The 15,341-nt window shown below is 62.3% G+C and carries 17 protein-coding genes; 12 read left to right on the forward strand and 5 right to left on the reverse strand.

The features are described from left to right. Nucleotides 1-116: 116 nt before the first annotated feature. The 3 genes from DV706_RS11155 to DV706_RS11165 form a co-directional block, all read right to left on the reverse strand. Entirely contained in the window at nucleotides 117-1,103 is a 987-nt protein-coding gene (locus DV706_RS11155) for a Bug family tripartite tricarboxylate transporter substrate binding protein (RefSeq protein ID WP_049889950.1), read from the reverse strand. A 284-nt stretch (nucleotides 1,104-1,387) separates the two neighbouring features. After that, nucleotides 1,388-2,062: an RNA ligase partner protein gene (locus tag DV706_RS11160; protein ID WP_006067466.1), complete on the reverse strand. Its 675-nt coding sequence runs from the start codon at nucleotides 2,060-2,062 to the stop codon at nucleotides 1,388-1,390. 170 nt (nucleotides 2,063-2,232) lie between these two features. Beyond that, nucleotides 2,233-2,679: a hypothetical protein gene (locus tag DV706_RS11165; RefSeq protein WP_006067465.1), complete on the reverse strand. Its 447-nt coding sequence runs from the start codon at nucleotides 2,677-2,679 to the stop codon at nucleotides 2,233-2,235. A gap of 170 nt (nucleotides 2,680-2,849) precedes the next feature. On the opposite strand from DV706_RS11165, the gene DV706_RS11170 reads away from it, so the two are divergent. Continuing rightward, the gene (locus tag DV706_RS11170; RefSeq protein ID WP_136350861.1) at nucleotides 2,850-3,980 is read left to right on the forward strand and encodes an RNA ligase; all 1,131 of its coding nucleotides are present in this window, start codon (nucleotides 2,850-2,852) and stop codon (nucleotides 3,978-3,980) included. A 23-nt stretch (nucleotides 3,981-4,003) separates the two neighbouring features. Here the strand turns inward: DV706_RS11170 and DV706_RS11175 are convergent, their stop codons facing one another. Beyond that, nucleotides 4,004-4,693 (reverse strand): MBL fold metallo-hydrolase, encoded by a 690-nt coding sequence (locus DV706_RS11175; protein ID WP_006067463.1) that lies wholly within the window; start codon nucleotides 4,691-4,693, stop codon nucleotides 4,004-4,006. A 176-nt stretch (nucleotides 4,694-4,869) separates the two neighbouring features. On the opposite strand from DV706_RS11175, the gene DV706_RS11180 reads away from it, so the two are divergent. The 11 genes from DV706_RS11180 (at nucleotide 4,870) to DV706_RS11230 (ending at nucleotide 14,319) form a co-directional block, all read left to right on the forward strand. After that, nucleotides 4,870-5,178: a 50S ribosomal protein L21e gene (locus DV706_RS11180; RefSeq protein ID WP_006067462.1), complete on the forward strand. Its 309-nt coding sequence runs from the start codon at nucleotides 4,870-4,872 to the stop codon at nucleotides 5,176-5,178. A 7-nt stretch (nucleotides 5,179-5,185) separates the two neighbouring features. After that, a complete protein-coding gene (locus tag DV706_RS11185) occupies nucleotides 5,186-5,542 on the forward strand; it encodes an RNA polymerase Rpb4 family protein (RefSeq protein ID WP_006067461.1) in 357 nt (118 codons plus the stop codon). 45 nt (nucleotides 5,543-5,587) lie between these two features. After that, nucleotides 5,588-6,178 carry a DUF655 domain-containing protein gene (locus DV706_RS11190; RefSeq protein WP_006067460.1) on the forward strand — a complete coding sequence of 197 codons (591 nt, stop codon included), beginning with the start codon at nucleotides 5,588-5,590 and terminating at the stop codon, nucleotides 6,176-6,178. A 58-nt stretch (nucleotides 6,179-6,236) separates the two neighbouring features. Next, on the forward strand, nucleotides 6,237-7,079 hold the full coding sequence (locus DV706_RS11195; RefSeq protein ID WP_006067459.1) for a 16S ribosomal RNA methyltransferase A: 843 nt from the start codon (nucleotides 6,237-6,239) through the stop codon (nucleotides 7,077-7,079). Nucleotides 7,080-7,186: 107 nt separating this feature from the next. After that, on the forward strand, nucleotides 7,187-8,362 hold the full coding sequence (locus tag DV706_RS11200) for a mechanosensitive ion channel family protein (RefSeq protein ID WP_136350862.1): 1,176 nt from the start codon (nucleotides 7,187-7,189) through the stop codon (nucleotides 8,360-8,362). Next, nucleotides 8,362-8,940, forward strand: a complete 579-nt coding sequence (locus DV706_RS11205; protein ID WP_006067457.1) for a HemK2/MTQ2 family protein methyltransferase — start codon at nucleotides 8,362-8,364, stop codon at nucleotides 8,938-8,940. Before DV706_RS11200 ends, DV706_RS11205 begins: the two co-directional genes overlap by 1 nt. A gap of 86 nt (nucleotides 8,941-9,026) precedes the next feature. Beyond that, complete coding sequence (locus DV706_RS11210; RefSeq protein WP_006067456.1) at nucleotides 9,027-10,229, forward strand: PQQ-like beta-propeller repeat protein; 1,203 nt, start codon at nucleotides 9,027-9,029, stop codon at nucleotides 10,227-10,229. A gap of 132 nt (nucleotides 10,230-10,361) precedes the next feature. After that, the gene (locus DV706_RS11215; RefSeq protein ID WP_006067455.1) at nucleotides 10,362-11,360 is read left to right on the forward strand and encodes a hypothetical protein; all 999 of its coding nucleotides are present in this window, start codon (nucleotides 10,362-10,364) and stop codon (nucleotides 11,358-11,360) included. Beyond that, entirely contained in the window at nucleotides 11,357-12,433 is a 1,077-nt protein-coding gene (locus DV706_RS11220; RefSeq protein WP_006067454.1) for a methionine synthase, read from the forward strand. Before DV706_RS11215 ends, DV706_RS11220 begins: the two co-directional genes overlap by 4 nt. Nucleotides 12,434-12,668: 235 nt before the next feature. After that, nucleotides 12,669-13,283 (forward strand): nitroreductase family protein, encoded by a 615-nt coding sequence (locus tag DV706_RS11225; protein WP_006067453.1) that lies wholly within the window; start codon nucleotides 12,669-12,671, stop codon nucleotides 13,281-13,283. Nucleotides 13,284-13,371: 88 nt separating this feature from the next. After that, nucleotides 13,372-14,319: a carbohydrate kinase family protein gene (locus DV706_RS11230; protein ID WP_006067452.1), complete on the forward strand. Its 948-nt coding sequence runs from the start codon at nucleotides 13,372-13,374 to the stop codon at nucleotides 14,317-14,319. A 6-nt stretch (nucleotides 14,320-14,325) separates the two neighbouring features. Here the strand turns inward: DV706_RS11230 and DV706_RS11235 are convergent, their stop codons facing one another. Continuing rightward, nucleotides 14,326-15,168: a hypothetical protein gene (locus tag DV706_RS11235; protein ID WP_006067451.1), complete on the reverse strand. Its 843-nt coding sequence runs from the start codon at nucleotides 15,166-15,168 to the stop codon at nucleotides 14,326-14,328. Nucleotides 15,169-15,341 lie beyond the last annotated feature (173 nt).

Here is a 15,341-nt window from a genome sequence, read left to right on the forward strand (position 1 = left end):
CAGTTTTGATGCGCTCGCAACCCGCCCTGTGGAGAAATGAACGGGTCACGGACGCGTGCCGCGGCGAGCGTCCGACGAGCAGATGTGGACGTTCCAGACTCGAACCGCAGCTCGCTTCACTCCGCGTCCGCTTCGATCCGTTGTTCGAACGCCTCGAAGTCGATGTTTTCCTCGAGTGCGTCGACGGCTCCCTCGAGATCCGCGGCAGCGTCATCCACGCCACCGTACTCGACGACGTTCCCGGTCTCTGCTTCCCATTCGGCGGTCTCTTCGTGCGTGGCTGCGTATTCGATTGCGTCGGCGAGTTCTCGGCGCTCGTCTTCGGGCGTTCCCGGCGGCGCGACCTGTGTCAGCCGGAACTCGGTGATGTAGGACAGGCTCTCACCGTAGTCGGTGATCTGGTCGATCTCGGGGAACGCCTCGAGGTCGGTGTCCATCAGGTTCACGACCGCGCTGGCGTTACCCGTCGCTTCCACGTCGGCTGCGGACGTGTTGGTCGCGATTCCGGCAGGAGCCTCCCCGGAGATCACCGCTTCGTTGACCTCGCCACCACCATCGTACGGGACGATGTTGTCCCACTCGAGGTCGTACTCATCTCTGAGCAGGTAGGAGACGATGTGGCTGTCGTGGCCGGCACCCTGGAACGCGAAGTTCTCGAGGTCGCCGTCTGCGTAGGCGTCCCGAAGCGCACCGAAGTCGTCGATCTCGTGTTCGTCGTTGACGATGATCGTGTACCCGAACACGCCCGAGTAGGCGATCGGTTCGAAACTGGTCGGCTCCCAATCATCGGTGTCCTCGAGCCGCCAGGCGAACTGCCAGCTTGGGGTGTTGACCGTTCCGAAGGTGAAGCCATCGTCGTCCTGATCGTGAAGCCATTCGATCCCGACGAGGCTTCCTGCGCCCGGCCGATTGTCGATCATGACGGATTCGTCGAGTGACTCCTCCATCAGCGACCCCAGTTGGCGAGCGTAGGTATCGGTCCCGCCGCCCTCGGACCAGGGAATCATCCAGGTTCGCTCTCCGTCATCGAGACAGCCGGCGAGGCCAGCAAGTGAGACTGCAGACGCTGCACCGACGCCGCTCAAAAATCGTCGTCTATTCATGACCGTTGCTACCCGCTGGACTGTTGATAAGGGTGGCCACCTGTGCAATAGTTACAGCTATCGAGTACGTGCATGAAAAATAAGTAGGGAAATTAGGTGACAAATGTGTAGAAATGTGTGTTGAGATGGCACGAATTTTGTCATCTATTCACAAGAGAGATCTTGTCTCATGTGACTCCCTGACGTCTCGTGAGGATCGGATCATACGTTCTGCTGTCTCTGTTTCCCGACACGACCACAGGACGGCACGCAGTCGCGCCGGCACTGACGGACAGCAGTCCGTCTCAGTCGATCGTTCGCTTCGAGTCGGGCTCGACCGCAGTGAGATACTGCTCGAGTAGGTCGGGGAACTCTCGGCCACGGATGTAGCGCAGGCCGAAGTCCTCAGTCCAGCCGATGATCCCTTTGTCTTCGGTGACGACGCCGGCCTCGAGTTCCCGGGCGAGAATCAACAGGTCGAAATCCTCACGGGAGTCGAGGACGCCGGTTCGCATCGCTGACCGGTACTTATCGCGCAGGTTCGAGATGACGGCGTCGACTTCGGTCATGTGGTCGTGTTCTTCGAGCACTTCGTCTTCGGTCTGTTCAGCCTTCCGGACGGCCTGTTCGGAGACGCGCAGTCCGCGGTCGACGCGATTGCTCATCTCGTCGACGAAGCTGTAGACGACGTTGGCGGGGATCGACACCGCATACCGATCGGGATGTTTGCGGATTACCCACGTGTTCAACTTCGAGTACACCTCGTCGTCGACATCGCGGGCCTCGAGCATCGTCGTGAGTTCGTCGTGGATCGTCGGCGGCATATAACAGGAGATGCCGAGGTTGAGTCGCGCGTTGGCGATCAACTCGAGCAAGCGGCAGACAGCGTCCTGGAGTGATTCCTCGGGCCGGCGAATGTCCTCGGTGAGAAAGAGCGAGGTGTCGAGGACGAACCGCTGTTTGAACGCCTCGGTGGACATACCAGTGTGTTCGACCCGAGCGGACAAATAAGTGGAGTGTGCTGACAACAGCCCGCGCGACGGGGTTTCGATCGCTCGAACGGTGGCTGTTTCATACGGACTGCTGTCGTCAACTTCTACCGATCACTGACACTGCCGTGATCGTCGGTCAATCGGGACAGCAGCCCGTCTCAGTTGGTCGGCTGGCGCTCGGGATCGGCACCGAGACCGGCCTCGGAGATGATCTCCGCACCAGTCGGCGAGAGGTCGACAGTAACGTCTTCGTGGACGGCTTTGCTGATCTCGTCGACGTTGCCCGCAAGCACGGTCAGGATGTCGTCCGGATTCGCATACAGCAACATGTTTCCATCCTGGCCCTCAGCGACGAGTTGGGTATCGTTCAGGACGATCTGGTTGTTCTGGATCGTCGCCGCGACGACCGGCAGTGCCTCCGGTTTCCCCTGCTCGTCGTCCCGGACACGCCGAATGTGGACGGCCTCGAGGTCGAGGACGTCTTTGTGCTCTTGGATCTTCTCGGCACAGTTGACCATGTCCTGAAGAAGGAGCGATTTCTGCTCGCCGCCGTGGCCGTCGTCGCCCTCGAGACAGTGCTGACAGACGCGAAGTTCGAGTCGCATACGGGAAGGCTTGTGACCGGACACCGATGAGAATTCCGCTTCGAACCCTTCTTCGGAGACCGTCGCCAATCGCCTCGGGTCGGCTGTGGCGGCCCAACAGGGGTCCTTCTGTTCATATATGTGCCATTTTGGAGCGTGTTTCTTCCCGCTTCGTGGTGTACTGATACTGTATGAGCGATACCGAGTACCACAGATTGCTCGGGATGGGGAAATCGGCGTTCGAGGAACTCGAGAACCACCTCGAGGAACGGAGCTACGAAGGGCGCCAGTACCGACACGTCCCGGACTACCGTCGTGGGGTCGAGCGCGGCACCACTCTGATCGACGGCACGGTCGTCCGTGGCTTCCCGAAGGTGCCACGAACGCTCGTCCTTTCAGAAGGGATCCCGGAGTGGTTCGATGACTATCCCGGCGAACGAGTTGCGGTCGAAGAGAAATTAAACGGGTACAACGTCCGGGTCGTTCGCCTCGACGGCGAGCGCCTCGCGTTCTCTCGAAGCGGGATGATCTGCCCGTTTACGACCCGCATCCTCGAACGACTGGTCGATCTCGAGGCGTTGTTCGAGCAGTATCCGGAGGCGATGGTCTGTGGCGAGATGATCGGGCCCGAAAACCCCTACACGGCCCACGACTACCCGGAGGTCGACTCGCTCGCGTTCCGAGCGTTCGACTGGCGCAACCGTCTGTCGGGCGAGCCGTTGCCCGTCGAGATTCGGCGCGAGCGCTACGAGACGTTCGACGTTCCACAGACGCGACTGTTCGGCCAGTTCGAGGTCGACGAGGCAGCGACCGAGATTCGACGTATCATCGAGGAGTTAGACGCCGACGGCCGCGAGGGCGTCATCATGAAATCGCCGGACGGCACGGCACAGTTAAAATATACGACGTCGGCCGCGAATCAGGGCGATCTCGCCTACGCGTTCTCGCTCCCGTTCGATTACGGCCAGCCGTTCATGTTCCGGCGACTCATTCGGGAAGGGTTCCAGAGCATCGAGTGGGACGAATCCGACGCCGTCGCCCGCGAACGCGCCCACGAACTCGGCGAGGCGATCCTCCTCTCGATGCGCGAGACGATCGACACCGTCGCCGACGGCGACGCTGTCGGCGAGCGCCACACCGTCCGGGCCAGTCCGGAGACCGTCGACGTCTTACTCGAGCATCTCGACGGCCAGGGCCTGACGATCGAGATCGAGGCCGATCGGCGCGAGGATGGCGATCGCGTCTGTACGTTTCTGAAGCGAACCCAGTCGACCACCGACAAAACCAGAAACTACCTCGATGGACACATCGTCAAAGAGTGAGCTGGCGCGGCGGCCGGTGTCACTCAGTCGGTTCGTCGCTCGGCGATCTCTCGAATTGCATCACTCCCTCGATCGACGTAGCCGCCGTGATAGCAGACAACGTGGTCGATCTCGAGCGTCGCGAGCGTGCCGACTGACTCGAGTGCGCGGTCCATGTCGGGCGTAAATTCTTCTTTCGGGCCCGACAGCGGCTCGTCGCCGTCTGCGACGAGTGCGTCGCCGGCGACCAGCAGGTTCCCCGCCGGGAAATACAGCGAGCAGTGTCCGGGCGCGTGGCCAGGCGTCTCGATGAGTTCAATCGGGCCCGCAAAGGTTGGGATGCGGACGCCGTCGACCAGTTCCAGATCGACCGCTGCTGGTGGGTACCGGTCGCCGTCGCCTTTGATCGGGTCGCGTTCGCCTGTCACGAACGGGGCTTCCTTGTGGTGGGTCGCGACGACCGCGTCGACGGCCTCGAGCAGTTCACTGAGGCCGCCAGCGTGGTCGCCGTCGTGGTGTGTCAAGACGACGAGCCAGATGTCCGCAAGTTCGTAGCCAAGCGATCGGAGATGGGTTCGAATGCCGTCGACAGCGCCAGCCGGGCCGACGTCGATCAGGACGAGGCCGCGGTCGGTCTCAACGGCGGTGGGTGTAATCGTCAACGTCTGCCCGCCGTAGTCGACTGTCAATGGGAGCGTGTGCACGCCTGCGCCGCGCTCTTCGTCGGTTTCCATACTCGAGGCGAGGACCGCCGGGCTCAAAGGGCTGTTCGTCCGGATTGAGCCCGAATTTTCGACCGAAATCGGACGTCGTCCGGACTCGAGACAGCCGGTGGTCCGAGGGAATTACAAAACGGTGAGCGCAAGACGTGCATTTTATAACCATCACCAAGTAAGAGGGGCGTACGACTATGCCGAACTCTAATGGCCCTCGTCAGGGATCCCGTAGAAAACTCGCGAACGCTCCTCGAGACCGTGGTTCCTCGCCGCCACAGCGAGCGATCCAGGAGTACGAGGAGGGTGAAAAAGTCCACCTGAAGATCGACCCAAGCGTTCCAAATGGACGCTACCACCCACGTTTCGACGGTCGAACCGGCGAAGTCGTCGGGAAACAGGGCGACGCGTTCAAAGTCCAGATTAACGACCGTGGCAAAGAGAAGACGCTGATCGTCACTGCCGCGCACATGCGCGCTCAGAACCAGGAAAAGAGCCGGATCTGAGCCAGGAATGACGATCTTCAAAGAGATCGTCGACGAGGAGTTCCTGACGGTCTCGGAGACAAAGGAGCTACTCGCCGACATCGAAGCCGAACGCGCGATCGACGAGGACCGCGAACTGCGGTACGAACTCGCACGAGCGATCGAACACGTCAACCGGTTTACCGTCCTCGAGCCCGAGGAAGCCCAGCAGCTCGTCGACGACTTACAGGAGATCGAGAAAGTCGACGAAGCGACGGCGTATAAGATTGCCAACCTCCTGCCGCGTAACCGACCCGAACTCCGATCGGTGTACGCACAGCAGCGGTACTCGCTGTCAGGGGAGGAACTCGACGAGATTCTCAACGTCATCGCGAAGTACGCCTGACGGCGGGCCGACTCTTTAAGTACGCCGTCGCCGTATCGTACCCCAATGAGTGAAGCCGACAGCGATGGGACAGACGTTCGACGCGCAGTCGTGTTGGATTATCTCGCGCACGGACTCTCCGACGATGGCCGCCCCCAGTACGAGAAGTCACCGGCTGGTTACGCCCTCGGGGTCGACGATTTCCAGCTCTACCAGGTGGCTTTCGACGAAGACGAGCGGCTCACCATCGGGAGCGAAGTCATCGTCGAACCGCGTGAAAAACGCGACGTCGTCACCGAGTCCCACCGCGTCGAGTACGATGCTCTCTCCTCGGGCGCTCAGTCTGAACTCGAGTACGTCGTCGCCGACTTAGTCGAGGAAAACGAAGGGCGGTTCGTCGACTTCTACAACGACGCCCAGCCGATCACGCTGCGCCTCCACCAGCTGAATCTGCTGCCGGGGATCGGGAAGAAACTCCGGAACGGCATCCTCGATGAGCGTAAGCGTAAACCGTTCGAGAGCTTCGATGAGCTCGCCGAACGCGTTTCCGGGCTGCACGATCCAGACGAGATTCTAGTCGAACGCATCCTTGAGGAGTTGCGCGACGACGACCTCAAATATCAGACGTTCGTCGGCCGGGCCGAACAGGAACAGTAACCAGTTTTCCTGCCGCCAAGACAGTGCGTTTACACCGATCCCCACCATAGCGGCGGCAATGAGAGATCCAGACGGACTCATCGCCCGGGCGGGCGTCCGTGGCGATCCGGACCGCGACCAGCACTTTCTCGTCGACGATCGCGTGCTGGACCGACTACCGACATACCTTCCCGAACTCGATGCCGACACCACGCATCTGCTCGAGATCGGCGGCGGGACGGGCGTACTGACGGATCGACTGCTCGAGATCGCCGACGAAGTGACTGTCGTCGAGCGCGACCGTACGCTGGCCGCGTTCCTCCGCGAGGAGTTCGCCGACGAGATCGCTGTAGGACGGTTGACCGTGATCGAGGGCGACGCTCTCGAGGTGGAACTGCCACCGTTTACGGCGTCGGTCTCGAACCTGCCCTACGGCGTCTCGAGTGAGATCACGTTCCGCCTGCTGCCAGAACAGCGCCCACTCGTCTTGATGTTCCAACAGGAGTTCGCCGAACGGATGGTGGCTGAACCGGGCACCCCCGAGTACGGCCGGCTTTCGGTGTCGACTCAACACTATGCGGACGCCGAACTCGTCGAGTCGATCCCCAAGGAGGCGTTCTCACCACCGCCAGCGGTTCAGAGCGCGGTCGTCAGACTCGAGCCACGCGACCCTGACTACGAAGTCGACGACGAGGAGTTTTTCCTCCGATTCGTCAAGGCGTTGTTCACCCAGCGACGGAAGACGATCCGAAACGCGATTCGGAACACGGCACACATTTCGGGACTCGAGGAGCCCGATGCAGTCGTCGAGGCGGCTGGGGAAGACGTCCTTCGAAAGCGGGCCGGTGCGATGGCTCCCGCTGAGTTTGCGGCATTGGCCCAACTCGCCGCCGATGTGAGCGAGATCGGCGACGGGCAGTGATACGGTCTGGTTCGAACGGCCGTTTGTGAACTGTTCGCAGCGTCGCATCCGACCGACGGATACTCGTAGCTGCACGGCTCATTCGCTCGAGAGACGAACACCAACTGATGTCCGTGATACTGACTGCACTCGACCGATTGGCGGACGCGTTCGGGCCGAATCTCCGGATCGCGGTGACGATTGCAGCGGTCGGCGTGTTGTTGCTCGTGTTGCTCTCCTATCGACAGTTGCAAGACTGGCTTAACGAGCGGACCAAGCCGCTGTATAGCGATATTCTGTCGACAGCGGTTCTCATCGGGGCCTGTGCCGGGACACTTGCCGTCGTGCTCGGCGTGTGGGATCTGACCGGCGAGATCTATACGATCTATTCGGAGGAACTCGGGCTCGGTGAAGGGATTATGATCCAGGCGGTCGTGACGTTTATTCTCCTCATTGGGACGTTCATCCTCACGCGGTTTATCAAACGAGTGTTGGATGAGTTCCTCGGCTCTGCGTCGGCCGTCACGGCCCATCAGCGCGAAGTCACCCATCGGATCTCACAGGTCATCATCTGGTCGGTGGCGCTCGTCATCATCCTCGGTGTCTGGGTCGAAGATCTCGGTGGCCTGCTCGTCGGGGCTGGATTTCTCGGGATCGTCGTCGGTATGGCCGCACGTCAGACGCTTGGCACGGTGATCGCCGGCTTCGTGTTGATGTTCGATCGCCCGTTCGAGATCGGCGACTGGATCGAGGTCGAAGACCACGAGGGGATCGTCACCGACATTTCGATCGTCAACACGCGCGTGCAGTCGTTCGACGGCGAGTACATCATGGTTCCCAACGACCTCATCTCCTCGAGTATGGTGATGAACCGCTCGAAACGCGGCCGACTCCGGATCGAGATCGACGTTGGTGTCGACTACACGACAGACGTCGAACGGGCCGCCGAAATCGCGAAAGCAGAGGTTACTGCCCTCGAGGAGTCGCTGAACGGCCCGTCGCCACAGGTCGTCACGAAGGAGTTCGCCGATTCGGCGGTCATCCTCGGGGTGCGCTTTTGGATCGACAATCCGAGCGCCAGACGGCAGGCACAGGCACGAACGACCGCGATTCACGCCATCAAAACGGCGTTTGACGACGAAGGGATCAAGATTCCCTACCCACAGCGTGAACTGTCCGGCCGGGCCGAAACCGGTGGCTTTCAGGTCGCTGATGACAGGGCGCGAGCGACGGATGAGCACTCATCCGACACCCACGAGAAGAGCCGAGAACCACACCACGAGATGACACCAGAGGACGACTAATGACACTGAGAGAGCAGCGAGAGATCGAGACGGACGTGTATCAGCCAGCGGAGGACTCGCAGCTACTCGCCGAGGCAGCCTGTGCGCGACTGCCCGCTGACGAAGACCAGCTCGTCCTCGAGGTCGGCACGGGCTCGGGCTACGTCGCGGGTCGAATCGCAGCGGAGACGCCAGTGCGCGTGATCGCCTCGGATTTGAACCCGCATGCGGTTCGGGAGGCCCGCGGTGAGGGCGTCGAGACGGTGCGTGCCGATCTGGTCGCGCCGTTTGCCGACGGGACGTTCGACGCAGTCGCGTTCAACCCGCCGTATCTCCCGACGGATCCCGAAAACGAGTGGGACGACTGGATGGAACACGCGCTGTCGGGCGGCGAGGACGGCCGGGCTGTCATCGATCCATTCCTCGAGAACGTCGGTCGCGTGCTCGCTCCCGACGGCGTCGTCTACCTGCTCGTGAGCAGCCTCACCGGTGTCGACGAGGTCGTCGAACGGGCCGGTGAGGAAGGGTTTAGCGCCGTTGCCGTCGCCGACGAGTCGTTTCCCTTCGAGACGCTGACGGTGCTCAAACTGTTCCGGTGAGGAGCTAGATCCCACGGTCACCGATCAAGGTGGACACAGCTCACTTTCCAAAGCAATTTGTGATCTGACTATAATGGGGTGACATAATGCCCTCCGATAGACGAACGTTTCTCTCGGCCGTTGGTGCCGGGAGCGCCGCACTCGCCGGTTGCTCGAGACTGGGCGGTGCTCCGTCTCCCGATGACCCGCCGCCGGCCGGCGTCGATGACCTGCCCGATCCCGGGCGACACATCCTCGGCGCGAACGGGAGGTGGTCGAGTTTCGGCTGCAACGCCGCCAACAGCCGCGCAGTTGCCGACGGTGAAGCACCCGTCGACGGCGTGACCGAGCGCTGGCGAACCGAAGTCGCACAAACGGCGTACCACGAACCCGTCGTCGCGAACGGGCGCATCTACCATCCCGACGTTTACACGCTGCGGGTGTTCGACGCCGACGATGGGTCACCGCTGTGGACGTTCGAGGATATCGCGACGGCACCGCTGGTTCGGGACGGCGTCGCCTACGTCTCGAGGAGGGACCGGACGGTTCACGCGCTCGACGCCGAAACGGGCGACCGGCTTTGGGAGCGGGCGTTCGAGCGGCCGGGCCGAGTTCGGACGCCGTCGACGTACGCGGGCGATGAACTGCTTTGTGGTGTCGGCGAGCACGTGGTTGCACTCGATCCGGAAGACGGCGAGGTCCTGTGGGAGCGAGAACTCTTCGGAAACCTCCTCAATCATCCAGCACACGTCACGGGCTACTGGATCGCCGTCGCGACCGATGCCGGGACAGTGTATTTGCTCGGGGAAGCAGGGACCGGATACCGTCGGTGGAATCTCCCTGCACCGCCGACGTGTCCGCTGAGTGCCGATAAGAATAGAGTCTACGTGAACTGCGAGGACGGGTTGACGTACGCGTTGGATCCGGAGCAGACCGACGAACCCGTCTGGTCGGCTGACACCGGCCGTACCGACCGGGGGATCGCCGTCGCAGCGGGGATCGTGTTCGTTGCCAACGGTCGAGAGCTGCACGCGCTGCGTACGGACACCGGCGAGCGATATTGGACACACGAGATTGGCGGCTGGCAACACACAGCCCCGGCGTACGGCCGCGAAACCGTTTTCGTGGGCGGTGATCGACTCCGAGCGTTCGATCCGGCACCTCGAGACGATCCGAGCAACGGGCCGGCGCTCCGGTTCGAGCGGACGTTCGCTGGTCGCGTCGGTCCTGGTCCAGTCATCGACAACGGCGTGCTCTACGTCGTCGCCGAAGTCGAAGACGGCGAGTACGCGCTCGTCGCCCTCGAGTAGAGTCCCCCTCTGTCCTGTGTTCACAGGAATCTCGAATTCGTCGCCGAATGCGAAGAAACCTGCAAAAATTACTGTAATGCATTACTATGGATGGAAAATATTAAGCGTCGGTATAGCCTAGCCGCTCCCACGATGACTGAGTACGTTTCGACCACGCCGGGGCTGTTTCCGCTCCCGGACTGGGCGAAAGACGATCTCTCGGACCTGAAGGGACACCAGAAACACGACCTCATCAGCGGCGACGAGGGTGAGGAGATTTCTTCGGCGTACAAACAAGCACGCGAGGAAGTGATCGCGACCCAGCAAGACGCCGGTCTCGACCGCGTCGTCGAAGGACAACTGCGCTGGGACGATATGCTCGCCCACCCGCTGGCCGTCCACGACAACGTCGACACACAGGGCATCGTCCGCTACTACGACAACAACAACTTCTATCGCGACCCCGTCGTTCAGGGCGAACTCGACTTCTCCGGCGATGTTGCACGCGAACTCGAAGCCGCGTCGGAGCTGACCGACGACCTGCAGGCGGTCCTCCCCGGCCCGTACTCGCTGGCTGACCTCGCCACCGACGAACAGTACGGCGACGAGGCCGAGTTCCTCGGCGCGATTGCCGACTTCCTCGCCGGCGAAGTCGACGCCTTCCCGGATGTCGAAACCCTGTTCCTGCTCGAGCCCTCGCTCGTCGAGAACGCACCCGAAGACGGCACAGACGAACGCGCAAGCGAGGCGATCGATCAGGTCGCTTCCGCGACGGACGCCGACGTCGTCGTCCAGCCCTACTGGGGCGCACTCGAGGAGAAGGTGTACGCCCACCTGCTCGATGCGGATATCGACGCGGTCGGCTTCGATTTCGTCTCGAATCAGGACGACAACATCTACAACATTCAGGAGTACGGCGCGCCTAAGGATATCTCGCTCGGCCTCGCCGACGGCCAGAACACGCTGGTCGAAGACCCCGAAGCGATCCGTGACCGGGTCGACTGGGTCGAAGGGCAGTTGCAGGTCACCGAGTTCGAAACCGTCTATCTGACGACGAACACGGAGACGTTCTACCTGCCATACGCCAAGTACGAGGAGAAACTCGAGGTGCTTGCTGAGGCCGCAGATCTCGCAGAGGTGACTGTCGCATGAGCGTAAACGAGAACAAAGACCAGTTCCGACCGGAGGATCACGAGAACGACCATTTCCTGCTGACGACTGTCGTCGGCTCCTACCCGAAGCCCAAATGGCTCAACCGCGCCAAAGAGCTGTACCAGGACCCTGACCACGGCTTCGACGAGGACGACTACCAGGAGGCAAAAGACGACGCTGCCCGCCTCATCACGAACGAACACGAGCGCGCAGGGCTCGACGCCGTCGTCGACGGCGAGATGCGCCGAAACGAGATGGTCGAGTTCTTCGCCCACCGCATCGAAGGCTACGAGTTCAACGGCCCCGTCAAAGTGTGGGGACACAACTACTTCGACAAGCCCTCCGTCGTGAGCGAGGTCGAGTACACCGACTCCTGGCTCGTCGACGAGTACGAGTTCACCGCCGAGGCGACCGACCGCCCAGTCAAGGTCCCGATCACGGGCCCCTACACGCTCGCCAACTGGTCGTTCAACGAAGCCTACGAGGACGACGACGAACTCACGCTCGCACTGGCAGACCTCGTCAACGAGGAGATTGAAAAGCTCGTCGACGCCGGCGCACGCTACATCCAGATCGACGAACCCGCCCTCGCGACGACCCCAGACGACCACGCCATCGTCGGCGAAGCGCTCGAGCAGATCGTCGCCGACATTCCAGAGGAGGTCCGCATCGGACTCCACGTCTGTTACGGTGACTACTCCCGGATCTACCCCGAAATCCTCGAGTTCCCCGTCGACGAGTTCGACCTCGAACTCGCAAACGGCGACTACGACCAACTCGACGTGTTCAAAGACCCCGAGTTTACTGCAGATCTCGCACTCGGCGTCACCGACGTCCACGTCGCCGAGGTCGAATCCGTCGAACAGATCGAGGAGAACATCAAGAAAGGGCTCGAGGTCGTTCCCCCAGAACAGCTCGTCGTCTCGCCGGACTGTGGTGTGAAGCTCCTGCCCCGTGAGGTCGCCTACGGCAAGATGGCGAACATGGTCGAAGCAGCCCGCAACGTCGAGGCCGAACTCGACGAGGGAACCATCGACATCGAACGCGACACCGCCGCACCTGCAGACGACTAACGACTCACAACTCGCGGCACACCACAACGCTGGTTCGTCCGCACTCGTTTTCGCTCCGTTTCCGTCTGCGTTCGTCCGCTCGACTCGAGCACGCATATGCTTGTGTTGACATGTAAGATTGTAGGTTGAGTCGTTGTTTCATGGCCACTGTCGACATGTTTCGACGACATCGATGTCACCTGGTAACCCATATGTCCAATAATGTACATATGTGCGGCAGCCGTACGAGTGTCTGATGCAAGAGACAGTTCCGACCCGACGCGAACTCGACGAGGATGTCGCCGACCACCGCAGCCCCGACTACGACATCGATCCACTCTTCGTCAACCGCTGGTCGCCACGTGCGATGACGGGCGAACCGCTCGAGGAAGCCGAATTTCTCCCACTGTTCGAAGCCGCACGCTGGGCTCCCTCGGCGTACAACAACCAGCACTGGCGGTTCGTCTATGCGACACGCGAGGACGACGAGTGGGAGACGTTCGTCAGTCTCTTGAGCGAGGGGAACGCGTGGGCAGCCAACGCTGGCGTCCTCGCCGTCATCCTCTCGAAGACGACGTTCGATCACAACGGCGAGCCAGCGCCGGTCCACTCCTTTGACACCGGCGCGGCGTGGGAGAACCTCGCCCTCGAGGGTGCTCGTCGCGGCCTCGCAGTCCACGGGCTGGCCGGCTTCGATTACGAACGCGCCGCCGAGGAACTCGACGTCCCCGAGGAGTTCGCGGTCGAAGCGATGTTCGCCGTCGGCGAGCGCGCATCGCCGGAGACCCTGCCCGAGGAACTGCAGGAACGGGAACAGCCGAGCGGCCGCAAGCCCCTGTCGGAGATCGTCTTCCAGGGTCGTTTCGAGTAACGCGCTCGCGTTTTTGGTCGTCTCCGTTCCCGTTCATGTCTCGTATGCATTCGGAACACATTATCCGAGGGACAGCGAACGAAGCGGCGTGTCCCACGACGTACTGATCGCCGGCGAAACGCTGATCGACTTCCTCCCGACCGCTTCAGGCCCGATCGACGCAGTCGAGGGGTTCGAACGACGACCTGGCGGCGCGCCAGCGAACGTCGCCGTCGCCCTCGCTCGACTCGAGCACACGCCGACGTTCTGGACCCGTGTCGGCGATGATCCCTTCGGTCGGTACCTTCGTGATGCGCTCTGCGATCATGGTCTCTCGGATCGATACGTCGAACTGGATCCCGATGCGAAGACCTCACTCGCCTTCGTCACTCACGACGAAACCGGCGACCGTGAGTTCTCCTTCTATCGCGACGGCACCGCCGACACGCGCCTCGAGCCGGGGCGAATCGATGACGATGTTCTCGCCGACCACAAGTGGGTCCACGTCGGCGGCGTCACGCTCTCGAGCGGCCGGTCTCGAGAGGCGACCCTCGAGTTGCTCGAGCGGACCGCCGAACGAGGCTGCACCGTCTCGTTCGACCCCAACGAGCGCCCGGAGCTGTGGGTCGACGACGACACCTACCGGCGCGTCGTCCGCGACGCACTCGCGAGCGTCGACGTGCTGAAAGCCACCGCGGGCGAACTCGAGCGACTCGGCTTCGAGGGCGACAGCGCTGAGGAAATCGCTCGAGACGCAATGACGGCCGGCCCGTCGGTCGTCTTCGTCACGCGCGGCAGTGAGGGGGCGATCGCCGTCGCCGACGACGGGACGCCGTGGGCGGGCACGGCTTCCCACCCCGGCTACGAGCCCGATGTCGTCGACACGACCGGCGCGGGGGACGCCTTCGTCGCCGGCGCGATTGCAGGGTTACGAGAGGATCGTGATCTGGCTGAGACGCTCGCCTTCGCCAACGCCGTCGGTGCCGCCGCGACGACGGCTGCCGGGGCGATGGCAGCACTCCCGACTCGAGCGGCTGTGACGTCGTTCGAAGACTGAACACGCTCAGCGTTCCGCGTCGTCGAACGTAAAAAACCGCTCGTCACAGGCGGGACAGACCAGCTTTTCCGACGGCGTCTGACCGACTGGCGTCGTTTCACCACAGCAACTCGACTGCGTGACGGTCAACGGACCGTCACAGCACGGGCAGTGCTCGAGCAGCGAACGCATCGGTCGGCCGGCGGCGCGACGAACCGGGGCGGAATCGACGTGAGGCTTAAGCGCGCACACGGCGCCGAGTTCGGCGATGGCGACGCCGCGACGAAGCGTGACGGGGGCACGTCCCTCGCGCTCGAGGACGAGCACCGGCTGGCCCCAGTTACGGCCTGCACGGGCGTCGGTCGACGACTCGGTTTGCTCGTCGGCAACCCGTGCGAGCGTGGCCATCTCGTCCTCTCGAAGCGTTCGCATCTCGTGTCGCCAGTCGTCGCGAACGTCGTCTGCGAGCTGGATGTCGTCTCCCTCGGGGACGAGAACCCCGGCCTCGAGGAGTGTCCTGAGAACGTCTTCACCGGTTGGTTCGGCTGCACTGGTCATCCCGTCGGCTGTGGCACTCGAGTCCGACAGCGACCCGCTGGCGGCGGCTGGCTGCCCGTGATCGAACGGAGCAATTGGGAGCGCGGCGACGAGCGCCGGCGCGAATCGCGGCGTGTACGGCACGACGTAGCCACGAAGGGCGATCGCTGCCGTGCCGACGACGGCAACTGCTCCGGCGACGGTCCGTCGTCCCAAGAGAGTGAGTGTGCCGACGAGAGCGGCCAGCAGGACGCTGTTGGCGATCGTACACGGCCAGCATCGGTTCTCGCCGGTGTACGCTCGCCGTCGAAGGCGATCGAAGAGATCGGTCATGGGCCATGCGTTCCGAGTGCACTGTCTTGAGTGTAGCGCCAGCAGTACCTTTTTTTGTAACAGGTCTAAGGTTCAGCCAGTGATGAACACGCGTTCGATAGTGACCCGACCAGCAACGCTGAGTGACTGCCAGCGTCACTCGTCAGCCTGCCGACGGCCGAGCGGTCTCCAAA

It is taken from the genome of Natronorubrum bangense (genome assembly GCF_004799645.1).
Taxonomy (GTDB): Archaea; Halobacteriota; Halobacteria; order Halobacteriales; family Natrialbaceae; genus Natronorubrum; species Natronorubrum bangense.